At 66.4% G+C, this 12245-nt stretch carries 9 protein-coding genes; all 9 read left to right on the top strand.

The annotated features are described in order from the left end of the window. Positions 1–67 precede the first annotated feature (67 nt). The 9 genes from rplA (at position 68) to ACWIHY_RS16920 (ending at position 12242) form a co-directional block, all read left to right on the top strand. The gene (rplA, locus tag ACWIHY_RS16960) at positions 68–790 is read left to right on the top strand and encodes a 50S ribosomal protein L1 (RefSeq protein WP_454376420.1); all 723 of its coding nucleotides are present in this window, start codon (positions 68–70) and stop codon (positions 788–790) included. Between the two features lie 320 nt (positions 791–1110). Beyond that, complete coding sequence (rplJ, locus tag ACWIHY_RS16955; protein ID WP_214974375.1) at positions 1111–1641, top strand: 50S ribosomal protein L10; 531 nt, start codon at positions 1111–1113, stop codon at positions 1639–1641. Between the two features lie 110 nt (positions 1642–1751). Beyond that, complete coding sequence (gene rplL, locus ACWIHY_RS16950) at positions 1752–2138, top strand: 50S ribosomal protein L7/L12 (protein ID WP_454376419.1); 387 nt, start codon at positions 1752–1754, stop codon at positions 2136–2138. Between the two features lie 550 nt (positions 2139–2688). After that, on the top strand, positions 2689–6171 hold the full coding sequence (gene rpoB, locus ACWIHY_RS16945; protein WP_069927473.1) for a DNA-directed RNA polymerase subunit beta: 3483 nt from the start codon (positions 2689–2691) through the stop codon (positions 6169–6171). Positions 6172–6269: 98 nt separating this feature from the next. Next, positions 6270–10169, top strand: a complete 3900-nt coding sequence (locus tag ACWIHY_RS16940) for a DNA-directed RNA polymerase subunit beta' (protein WP_454376418.1) — start codon at positions 6270–6272, stop codon at positions 10167–10169. A 206-nt stretch (positions 10170–10375) separates the two neighbouring features. Then, the gene (locus tag ACWIHY_RS16935; protein WP_454376417.1) at positions 10376–10777 is read left to right on the top strand and encodes a hypothetical protein; all 402 of its coding nucleotides are present in this window, start codon (positions 10376–10378) and stop codon (positions 10775–10777) included. A 72-nt stretch (positions 10778–10849) separates the two neighbouring features. Beyond that, the gene (locus tag ACWIHY_RS16930) at positions 10850–11440 is read left to right on the top strand and encodes a phage tail tube protein (RefSeq protein WP_454376416.1); all 591 of its coding nucleotides are present in this window, start codon (positions 10850–10852) and stop codon (positions 11438–11440) included. A gap of 113 nt (positions 11441–11553) precedes the next feature. Then, positions 11554–11844, top strand: coding sequence for a hypothetical protein (locus ACWIHY_RS16925; protein ID WP_454376415.1), 291 nt, complete (start codon positions 11554–11556; stop codon positions 11842–11844). Between the two features lie 8 nt (positions 11845–11852). Then, entirely contained in the window at positions 11853–12242 is a 390-nt protein-coding gene (locus tag ACWIHY_RS16920; protein ID WP_454376414.1) for a hypothetical protein, read from the top strand. The last annotated feature ends 3 nt before the right edge of the window (positions 12243–12245 follow it).

The following is a 12245-nucleotide window of genomic DNA, read 5'->3' as shown; positions in this document are numbered from 1 at the left end:
GGTCCGCACCACGACTCCACCTCCCACGCAGCGGAAGCCGCATGGGGTAACTGCCCAAGGAGCAGAAGTGAAGCGCAGCAAGAACTTCCGCAACGCGGACGCGAAGATCGACCGGGAGCGTCTGTACGCCCCGCTCGAGGCCGTCCGCATTGCCAAGGACACCTCCGCCACGAAGTTCGACGGCACCGTCGAGGTCGCCATGCGTCTGGGTGTCGACCCGCGCAAGGCCGACCAGATGGTCCGCGGCACCGTGAACCTGCCGCACGGCACCGGCAAGACCGCCCGGGTCCTGGTCTTCGCGACCGGTGACCGTGCTGCGGCCGCGGAGGCCGCGGGCGCCGACATCGTCGGCTCCGACGAGCTCATCGACGAGGTTGCGAAGGGCCGTCTGGACTTCGACGCCGTTGTCGCCACCCCGGACCTCATGGGCAAGGTCGGCCGCCTCGGTCGCGTGCTCGGTCCGCGTGGTCTGATGCCGAACCCGAAGACCGGAACGGTCACCCCGGACGTGGCGAAGGCTGTCACGGACATCAAGGGCGGCAAGATCGAGTTCCGCGTCGACAAGCACTCGAACCTGCACTTCATCATCGGCAAGGTCTCCTTCGACGAGACGAAGCTGGTCGAGAACTACGCCGCGGCGCTGGAGGAGATCCTCCGTCTCAAGCCGTCCGCCGCGAAGGGTCGCTACATCAAGAAGGCCGCCCTCGCCACGACGATGGGCCCCGGCATCCCGCTGGACCCGAACCGCACCCGTAACCTCCTCGTCGAGGAAGACCCGGCCGCTGTCTGACCGGGTCGGGCCTGACGGCTCACCGAGTGGTTCAGTCGGGCCCCGCACCTCCTTCGGGAGGCGCGGGGCCCGATTTGCATGTGGGTGAGCCGTTCGCGTAGTCTTCCCCGGAAGCCAAAGACCGCTGGTCGTTGCCGTGTCTTCGCAAGAAGGTGCGGTGGCCGAAGGATCCGCTAGGTGCGGACGACCCGCGTAGGTGTCGTGGAGAAGCTCCCGGACATGTTCCGGTCGAGCTACGCCCCGTGCGCCTGCGCCGGGGCGTTTTGTTTGCCCAGCCCCTTCTGAGCGGTCCTCATCACCCGGAAGGAGGCCGACGCTCTATGGCAAGGCCCGACAAGGCTGCCGCGGTAGCCGAGCTCGCGGACCAGTTCCGTAGCTCGAACGCCGCCGTGCTGACCGAGTACCGGGGTCTCACCGTGGCGCAGCTCAAGACGCTGCGTCGTTCGCTCGGTGAGAACGCCCAGTACGCCGTGGTGAAGAACACGCTGACCAAGATTGCGGCCAACGAGGCCGGGATCAACACGCTGGACGACCTGTTCGCAGGTCCGACGGCGGTTGCCTTCATCACCGGTGACCCGGTGGAGTCGGCGAAGGGTCTTCGTGACTTCGCCAAGGAGAACCCCAACCTGATCATCAAGGGCGGTGTCCTTGACGGTAAGGCGCTGTCCGCCGATGAGATCAAGAAGCTCGCGGACCTCGAGTCCCGCGAGGTTCTGCTCGCCAAGCTGGCGGGCGCCATGAAGGGCAAGCAGTCGCAGACTGCCTCGCTGTTCAAGGCGCTTCCCTCGAAGTTCGTCCGCACCGCGGAGGCGCTTCGTGCCAAGCAGGCCGAGCAGGGCGGTGCCGAGTAATTCGGCTCGCTTTTTGACCGACGCCAGCTAGGCGCAGGTCGCAGCGGGCCGGAAGTACGCCCGCCTCACATGTACATCGGCACCAGCCGAATTAGTGGAAGGACGCCATCATGGCGAAGCTCACCCAGGACGACCTGCTCGCGCAGTTCGAGGAGATGACCCTCATCGAGCTCTCTGAGTTCGTGAAGGCCTTCGAGGAGAAGTTCGACGTCACCGCCGCTGCCGCGGTTGCCGCCGCCCCCGCCGGTGGTGCCGCTGGTGGCGCCGCCGAGGCCGCCGAGGAGCAGGACGAGTTCGACGTCATCCTCACCGGTGCCGGCGACAAGAAGATCCAGGTCATCAAGGTCGTGCGCGAGCTGACCTCGCTGGGTCTGAAGGAGGCCAAGGACCTCGTCGACGGCGCTCCGAAGCCGGTCCTCGAGAAGGTCGCCAAGGAGGCCGCTGAGAAGGCCGCCGAGTCCCTCAAGGCCGCCGGCGCGGCTGTCGAGGTCAAGTGACCTCGTTGAGTCTCTGACTCAGCTGCTCACGTTCTGAGGGCGATCACCCATTCGGGTGGTCGCCCTCAGGCGTTCCCGGGACGCCGTCCTTGCTCTTGGCGTCGTGGCGAGTATCGTGATCTTCGCCGTACGCCCCGCGGGTGGCCATGCGCCGTACGGCGCCGTGGCCAGTGACGATCTCAGTGGAGAGCGGGGGGGCCTTGACGAACCGCACGAGGCGCGCAATTCTCAGGACGCGTCGTCATACCGATCCGGATCCGAGGCATGGATCGGCGACGTAGAGGGCAGTACTGATATGCGCATACAGCGCATGGCTTTCCGCAGGAGTTGAGTACAGCGAGGGTGTCAAACAACCCGCACTGGACATCAGTGGGCCAAGTGGCTACACTGACCCTTTGCGCTGCCTGTTAGCTGCCTCCTGCCCGTCACCAGGGGCATACCCTCGCTCGAGCATCGACGGCCGAATATCCCCGACCAGGGATTTCTGTCGCTGTGCCAGCTTGGGACCGGTACGCGCGTAGTGAGTCCGAGCCCTCGGAAGGACCCCCTCTTGGCCGCCTCGCGCAACGCCTCGACCTCCAATACGAACAACGGCGCCAGCACCGCCCCGCTGCGCATCTCCTTTGCAAAGATCAAGGAGCCCCTCGAGGTTCCTAACCTCCTTGCGCTGCAGACCGAGAGCTTTGACTGGCTGCTCGGCAATGCCGCTTGGAAGGGTCGCGTCGAGGCCGCTCTCGAGAGCGGACAGGACGTCCCCACCAAGTCTGGTCTGGAAGAGATCTTCGAGGAGATCTCGCCGATCGAGGACTTCTCCGGGTCGATGTCGCTGACGTTCCGCGACCACCGGTTCGAGCCGCCGAAGAACTCGATCGACGAGTGCAAGGAGCGCGACTTCACGTTCGCGGCTCCCCTCTTCGTCACCGCAGAGTTCACCAACAACGAGACCGGCGAGATCAAGTCCCAGACGGTCTTCATGGGCGATTTCCCGCTCATGACGAACAAGGGCACCTTCGTCATCAACGGCACCGAGCGTGTCGTTGTGTCGCAGCTGGTCCGCTCGCCGGGTGTCTACTTCGACTCCTCCATCGACAAGACGTCCGACAAGGACATCTTCTCCGCCAAGATCATCCCGTCCCGGGGTGCCTGGCTGGAGATGGAGATCGACAAGCGCGACATGGTCGGTGTCCGCATCGACCGCAAGCGCAAGCAGTCCGTGACCGTTCTCCTCAAGGCTCTCGGTTGGACCACCGAGCAGATCCTCGAAGAGTTCGGCGAGTACGAGTCCATGCGCGCCACCCTGGAGAAGGACCACACCCAGGGCCAGGACGACGCGCTGCTCGACATCTACCGCAAGCTCCGCCCGGGCGAGCCGCCCACGCGTGAGGCTGCTCAGACGCTGCTCGAGAACCTCTACTTCAACCCGAAGCGCTACGACCTCGCGAAGGTCGGCCGCTACAAGGTGAACAAGAAGCTCGGCGCCGATGAGCCGCTGAACGCGGGTGTCCTCACCAGCAAGGACATCATCGCCACCATCAAGTACCTGGTCCGGCTGCACGCCGGCGAGGTCGAGACGGTCGGCGAGTCGGGCCGGAGCATCGTCGTCGAGACCGACGACATCGACCACTTCGGCAACCGTCGTCTGCGCAACGTCGGCGAGCTCATCCAGAACCAGGTCCGCACGGGTCTGGCTCGTATGGAGCGCGTCGTGCGCGAGCGGATGACGACTCAGGACGTCGAGGCGATCACGCCGCAGACCCTGATCAACATCCGGCCGGTCGTCGCCTCCATCAAGGAGTTCTTCGGCACCAGCCAGCTGTCGCAGTTCATGGACCAGAACAACCCGCTGTCGGGTCTCACCCACAAGCGCCGTCTGTCGGCGCTTGGCCCGGGTGGTCTCTCCCGTGAGCGGGCCGGCTTCGAGGTCCGTGACGTGCACCCGTCTCACTACGGCCGTATGTGCCCGATTGAGACTCCCGAAGGCCCGAACATCGGTCTGATCGGTTCGCTCGCCTCGTACGGCCGCGTCAACGCGTTCGGTTTCGTCGAGACGCCTTACCGCCGCGTCACCGAAGGTGTGGTCACCGACGAGGTCGACTACCTGACGGCCGACGAGGAAGACCGCTTCGTGATCGCCCAGGCGAACGCGACGCTGGGTGAGGACATGCGCTTCACCGAGTCGCGCGTGCTCGTCCGCCGTCGTGGCGGCGAAATCGACTACATCCCGGGCGACGACGTCGACTACATGGACGTCTCGCCGCGCCAGATGGTGTCGGTCGCCACCGCGATGATCCCGTTCCTCGAGCACGACGACGCGAACCGCGCGCTCATGGGCGCGAACATGATGCGTCAGGCCGTGCCGCTGATCACGTCCGAGGCGCCGCTCGTCGGCACCGGCATGGAATACCGCTGTGCGGTCGACGCCGGTGACGTCATCAAGGCGGAGAAGGACGGTGTGGTCCAGGAGGTCTCCGCGGACTACGTCACCGTCGCCAACGACGACGGCACGTACACGACGTACCGGATCGCGAAGTTCTCCCGCTCCAACCAGGGCACCTCGGTCAACCAGAAGGTTGTCGTCGACGAGGGCGCCCGGGTCGTCGAGGGCCAGGTCCTCGCCGACGGGCCCGCCACCCAGCAGGGTGAGATGGCGCTCGGCAAGAACCTGCTCGTGGCGTTCATGCCGTGGGAGGGTCACAACTACGAAGACGCGATCATCCTCAGCCAGCGCCTGGTGCAGGACGACGTCCTCTCCTCGATTCACATCGAGGAGCACGAGGTCGACGCCCGTGACACCAAGCTCGGCCCGGAGGAGATCACCCGGGACATCCCGAACGTCTCCGAAGAGGTCCTCGCGGACCTCGACGAGCGCGGCATCATCCGTATCGGTGCCGAGGTCGTCGCCGGTGACATCCTCGTCGGCAAGGTCACGCCCAAGGGTGAGACCGAGCTGACGCCGGAAGAGCGCCTGCTGCGCGCGATCTTCGGTGAGAAGGCGCGCGAAGTGCGCGACACCTCGCTGAAGGTGCCGCACGGCGAGGTCGGCAAGATCATCGGTGTCCGCGTCTTCGACCGCGAAGAGGGCGACGAGCTGCCGCCGGGCGTGAACCAGCTGGTTCGCGTGTACGTCGCGCAGAAGCGCAAGATCACCGATGGTGACAAGCTCGCCGGCCGTCACGGCAACAAGGGCGTCATCTCGAAGATCCTGCCGATCGAGGACATGCCGTTCATGGAGGACGGCACCCCGGTCGACATCATCCTCAACCCGCTGGGTGTCCCGTCCCGAATGAACCCGGGACAGGTCCTCGAAATCCACCTGGGCTGGCTCGCCAGTCAGGGCTGGAAGGTCGAGGGCAGCGAGGAGTGGATGGAGCGCCTCAAGGTCATCGGCGCCGACGAGGTCGCCCCCGGCACCAACGTCGCCACCCCGGTCTTCGACGGTGCGCGCGAGGACGAGATCTCCGGTCTCTTCGAGTCGACGATCCCGAACCGCGACGGCAACCGGATGGTTCAGCCCTCCGGCAAGGCCAACCTGTTCGACGGCCGCTCGGGTGAGCCGTTCCCGGACCCGATCTCGGTCGGGTACATGTACATCCTCAAGCTCCACCACCTGGTCGACGACAAGCTGCACGCGCGTTCGACCGGTCCCTACTCGATGATCACCCAGCAGCCGCTGGGTGGTAAGGCCCAGTTCGGTGGCCAGCGCTTCGGGGAGATGGAGGTGTGGGCGCTCGAGGCTTATGGCGCCGCATACGCCCTCCAGGAACTGCTGACCATCAAGTCCGACGACGTCACCGGCCGCGTGAAGGTCTACGAGGCCATCGTCAAGGGCGAGAACATTCCTGAGCCCGGCATCCCCGAGTCCTTCAAGGTGCTCATCAAGGAGATGCAGTCCCTGTGCCTCAACGTGGAGGTGCTGTCCTCGGACGGCATGTCCATCGAGATGCGCGACACCGACGAGGACGTCTTCCGCGCTGCGGAAGAGCTCGGTATCGACCTGTCCCGGCGCGAGCCGAGCAGCGTCGAAGAGGTCTGACGGGTTGGCCGGCCGTCGCTTCACCGCGGCGGCCGGCTCTCCCCGGACCCGTTCAGACCATGATTGACTCTCGACCCCGAAAGAGGGATTGACGACAAGTGCTCGACGTCAACTTCTTCGACGAGCTGCGGATCGGCCTCGCCACCGCGGACGACATCCGGACCTGGTCGCACGGCGAAGTGAAGAAGCCGGAGACCATCAACTACCGCACGCTCAAGCCCGAGAAGGACGGACTCTTCTGCGAGAAGATCTTCGGCCCGACCCGGGACTGGGAGTGCTACTGCGGTAAGTACAAGCGTGTCCGCTTCAAGGGCATCATCTGCGAGCGTTGCGGCGTCGAGGTCACTCGCGCCAAGGTGCGTCGTGAGCGGATGGGCCACATTGAGCTGGCCGCACCCGTCACCCACATCTGGTATTTCAAGGGCGTCCCGTCGCGCCTCGGATACCTGCTGGACCTCGCGCCGAAGGACCTCGAAAAGGTCATCTACTTCGCCGCGTACATGATCACGTTCGTGGACGAGGAGCGCCGCACGCGCGACCTGCCGTCGCTGGAGGCGCACGTCTCCGTAGAGCGCCAGCAGATCGAGAACCGTCGCGACTCCGACCTCGAAGCCCGCGCCAAGAAGCTCGAGACCGACCTGGCCGAGCTCGAGGCCGAGGGCGCCAAGGCCGACGTACGCCGCAAGGTGCGCGAAGGTGCCGAGCGTGAGATGAAGCAGCTGCGCGACCGTGCGCAGCGTGAGATCGACCGTCTCGACGAGGTGTGGAGCCGCTTCAAGAACCTCAAGGTCCAGGACCTCGAGGGCGACGAGCTGCTCTACCGCGAGCTGCGCGACCGCTTCGGTACGTACTTCGACGGCTCGATGGGCGCCGCTGCTCTGCAGAAGCGCCTGGAGTCCTTCGACCTCGACGAAGAGGCCGAGCGGCTGCGCGAGATCATCCGTACCGGCAAGGGCCAGAAGAAGACCCGTGCGCTCAAGCGCCTCAAGGTCGTCTCCGCGTTCCTGCAGACCAGCAACAGCCCCAAGGGCATGGTTCTGGACTGCGTGCCGGTCATCCCGCCGGACCTGCGTCCGATGGTGCAGCTGGACGGTGGCCGCTTCGCGACCTCCGACCTGAACGACCTGTACCGCCGCGTGATCAACCGCAACAACCGCCTCAAGCGTCTCCTTGACCTCGGTGCCCCCGAGATCATCGTGAACAACGAGAAGCGGATGCTGCAGGAGGCCGTCGACGCGCTGTTCGACAACGGCCGCCGCGGTCGCCCGGTCACCGGTCCCGGTAACCGCCCCCTGAAGTCCCTGAGCGACATGCTCAAGGGCAAGCAGGGCCGCTTCCGTCAGAACCTTCTCGGTAAGCGTGTGGACTACTCCGCGCGTTCCGTGATCGTCGTCGGCCCGCAGCTGAAGCTGCACCAGTGCGGTCTGCCCAAGGCCATGGCGCTGGAGCTCTTCAAGCCGTTCGTGATGAAGCGCCTGGTGGACCTCAACCACGCGCAGAACATCAAGTCGGCGAAGCGCATGGTCGAGCGCGGGCGCACCGTCGTGTACGACGTACTCGAAGAGGTCATCGCCGAGCACCCGGTTCTGCTGAACCGTGCGCCGACGCTGCACCGCCTCGGCATCCAGGCCTTCGAACCGCAGCTGGTCGAGGGCAAGGCCATCCAGATCCACCCGCTCGTCTGCACCGCGTTCAACGCGGACTTCGACGGTGACCAGATGGCCGTGCACCTGCCGCTCTCCGCGGAGGCGCAGGCCGAGGCCCGCATCCTGATGCTGTCCTCGAACAACATCCTGAAGCCGGCCGACGGTCGTCCCGTCACCATGCCGACCCAGGACATGGTTCTCGGTCTCTTCTTCCTCACGACCGACGAGGAAGAGCGCAAGGTCATCGGTGAGGGCCGCAGCTTCGGCTCGACCGCCGAGGCGACCATGGCGTTCGACAACCGTGAGCTCTCGCTCCAGGCCAAGGTCGACATCCGCTTCCCGGTGGGCACCATCCCGCCGCGGGGCTGGGTGCCGCCGGTCGCGGAGGAGGGCGAGCAGGAGTTCCAGCAGGGCGACAGCTTCCGGCTGCGTACCACGCTGGGCCGCGCGCTCTTCAACGAGCTGCTGCCCGAGGACTACCCGTTCGTCGACTACTCGGTGGGCAAGAAGCAGCTCTCCGAGATCGTCAACGACCTGGCGGAGCGCTACCCCAAGGTCATCGTGGCGGCGACGCTCGACAACCTGAAGGCGGCCGGCTTCCACTGGGCGACCCGTTCGGGCGTCACCGTGGCCATCTCCGACGTCGTCGTGCCCGAGGCCAAGAAGGCCATCGTCAAGGGCTACGAGGCACAGGACGAGAAGGTCCAGAAGCAGTACGAGCGCGGTCTCATCACCAAGGAAGAGCGCACTCAGGAGCTCATCGCGATCTGGACCAAGGCGACCAACGAGGTTGCCGAGGCGATGAACGCGAACTTCCCCAAGACGAACCCCATCTTCATGATGGTTGACTCGGGTGCCCGAGGAAACATGATGCAGATGCGTCAGATCGCCGGTATGCGTGGTCTGGTGTCGAACGCCAAGAACGAGACGATTCCTCGCCCCATCAAGGCGTCGTTCCGTGAGGGTCTGTCCGTGCTGGAGTACTTCATCTCCACCCACGGTGCCCGTAAGGGTCTCGCCGACACCGCCCTGCGTACCGCCGACTCGGGTTACCTGACCCGTCGTCTGGTGGACGTCTCGCAGGACGTGATCATCCGCGAGGAGGACTGTGGCACCGACCGCGGCCTCAAGCTGAAGATCGCGGAGAAGGGCGCCGACGGCATCCTCCGCAAGACCGACGACGTCGAGACGAGCGTGTACGCACGCATGCTCGCCGAGGACGTCGTCATCGACGGCAAGGTCATCGCGCCGGCCAACGTCGACCTCGGTGACGTGCTCATCGACCAGCTGGTCGTGCACGGCGTCGAGGAGGTCAAGACCCGCTCGGTCCTGACCTGCGAGTCCGCGGTCGGCACCTGTGCCTTCTGCTACGGCCGCTCGCTGGCCACCGGCAAGCTGGTCGACATCGGTGAGGCGGTCGGCATCATCGCCGCCCAGTCCATCGGTGAGCCCGGCACCCAGCTGACGATGCGTACCTTCCACACCGGTGGTGTGGCCGGTGACGACATCACCCAGGGTCTGCCCCGTGTCGTCGAGCTCTTCGAGGCTCGTACGCCCAAGGGTGTCGCCCCGATCTCGGAGGCGGCAGGCCGCATCCGTATCGAGGAGACCGAGAAGACCAAGAAGATCGTCGTCACCCCGGACGACGGCAGCGACGAGACGGCGTTCCCGATCTCGAAGCGTGCCCGTCTGCTCGTGGGCGAGGGCGACCACGTCGAGGTGGGCCAGAAGCTCACCGTGGGTGCCACCAACCCGCACGACGTGCTGCGGATCCTCGGTCAGCGCGCGGTCCAGGTCCACCTGGTCGGCGAAGTCCAGAAGGTCTACAACAGCCAGGGTGTGTCGATCCACGACAAGCACATCGAGATCATCATCCGGCAGATGCTCCGCCGCGTGACGATCATCGAGTCGGGCGACGCCGAGCTGCTTCCGGGCGAGCTCGTCGAGCGCGGCCGCTTCGAGGGCGAGAACCGTCGTGTGGTCACGGAAGGCGGCCACCCGGCCTCCGGCCGTCCGCAGCTGATGGGTATCACCAAGGCCTCGCTGGCGACCGAGTCGTGGCTGTCGGCGGCGTCCTTCCAGGAGACGACCAGGGTTCTGACGGACGCGGCGATCAACGCCAAGTCCGACTCCCTGATCGGCCTCAAGGAGAACGTCATCATCGGTAAGCTCATCCCGGCCGGTACGGGTCTGTCCCGCTACCGCAACATCCGGGTGGAGCCCACCGAGGAGGCCAAGGCCGCGATGTACTCGGCCGTCGGCTACGACGACATCGACTACTCGCCGTTCGGCACCGGCTCCGGCCAGGCCGTTCCGCTGGAGGACTACGACTACGGTCCGTACAACCAGTAAGAGCGCGTGTCTGTACGTCCGCAGGGCGGTCACCCCTCACGGGGTGGCCGCCCTGCGGCGTTCGCGGGACCGGTTCTCGTACTGAGTTGCGAAGTCGGGCTCCATGGATCACAGTTGGTGCAGCGGCAGAACTGCGTCCGGTACCCGGGCGGCGGATCTGCCGCTTCGTGTTTTCCGCAGCACAGGCCCCCGAAGGGAGTGTCCATGTGAGTCCCCTCGCCTTCCCGGACGCGGAACGGCTCGTTGTCGATCACCTCAAGAACCGGCCGGAGCTGGCCGGGACGGTGGTCGACAACCGGCCCCCGGCCGGCTTCGACGGCACGCAGAAGGCCGTCCTCGTCTCCCGCGTCGGCGGCGCGTGGGTGGACGACCTCCATCTCGACCAGCCGCTGATCGACCTGGAGGCGTACGGGCCGGACAAGACGGCGGCGCACACCGTGGCGCTGGCCGCGCGTGCCGCCGTACTCGCCCTGTCCGGCACCACCTACGGCGGGGCCGCGGTCACCGATGTCGCCGAGGCGGACGGGCCGCGCTGGCTGCCCGACTACAACCGGCCCGCCGGCAACCGGTACCTCTCCACCGTCCGGATCTCCGTCCGACCCGCTTGACCCGAGCGTTCTTCCTTTCAGGCCCCGCCACCGGCGGGGCCTTCGTCATTTCCGAATCACCGAGGAGCAGACATGGCAGGCAACAACGGCAGCCAGATCCGTGTGGCCGGCAGCGGCCGGATCCTGGTCGCGAAGGCCGGGACGACCGGCCCGGCCGCGCCGGCGCACACCGGCGACGAGTGGGCGGCCGGCTGGACCGAGCTGGGCTACACCACCACCGACGGCATCAAGTTCAACAAGAAGGACAAGATCGACCCGGTCGACACCTGGCAGTCGGTGAGCCCGGCCCGCTTCATCTACTCGGACCGCGATCTGACGGTGAAGTTCCAGCTGCTCCAGCTGAACAAGGACACCCTGTCGTTCTTCATGGGTGGCGACGCCGTCACCCCGGTGACCGCCACCGGCGTCACCGACACGTACCAGTACAAGCTGGCCGCCGAGCCGAAGCAGGACGAGCGCCAGCTCGGCATCGAGTTCAAGGACGGCGCGGACGTCACGTACCGCTTCATCATCCCGCGCGGTCAGGTCACCGAGACCGAGGAGATCGCGCTGACCCGCACCGGGGCGCTGAAGCTGGGCGTCACCTTCACGGCGCTGGCCTCCGAGGGCAGCTCGACCCTGGCGACGTGGATCATGAAGGACAAGTCCTTCTCCGCTGCGTAAGGCCCGGCGACGGCGGCGGGGGCCCGGCTCTTCGGGCCCCCGCCACCGCTTCCCCCGAACGTCACCCGTTTCCGTTCCCTTCCGCCTTCCGCCTTCCGCAGAGGAGCCCCCGCATGTCCGGCTTCAACGTCAACGCGGCCCGCGCCCAGCGCCTCGAAGCGCTTGGCCGCGCCTGGACCTTCGAGCTCGACGACGACGTCTTCGAGCTGCCCACCGAGCTGACCCGCGCCGTCGCCCGCAAGCTGCGCGCGCTCGACGACGACGACGTCGACGGGCTGTTGCGGCTGCTGCTCGGGGAGAAGCAGTACGCGCGGTTCGACCGCCACGAGATCACCATGCAGGACATCGCCGCGATCCTGGAGGCGTACGGCAAGGAGACCGGGCTCGGCCTGGGGGAAGGCTGAGCCTCGGCGTGTTCGTCGACGAACACGCCGAGGCCCTCGAGGCGGATCTCCTCCGCCATTACGGCCTCGATCTGCTCGACTGGTACCGGGGCAGCCTGACCTCTCGCCGGCTGTCGGTGTTGCTCAAGCATCTGCCTCGGGACAGCGCGGTGGCCCGGGAACTGCACGGGGAGGCCGCGGAGTGGTCGGTCTCCGACTATCTGCTGGCTACGGCGGTGGACCAGCTCGCCGAGGCGAACTGGATGTTCGCCACGGTCAATCAGGACGAGGACAGCGAGCGGCTCGACTTTCCGACGCCCGTGCCGCGCCCCGGCACGGAGCCCCACGAGGTCGCGTCGGCGGCGGAGCCGGAAGCGGCCGGCCCGAGCCCGGCGCAGCTGGTGACGTTCTTCGGGTGACCG

The organism is Streptomyces sp. NPDC055287, from assembly GCF_053646035.1.
The sequence above is the reverse complement of the archived record's forward strand: the minus strand, read 5'-3'. Positions and strand labels throughout refer to the sequence as shown.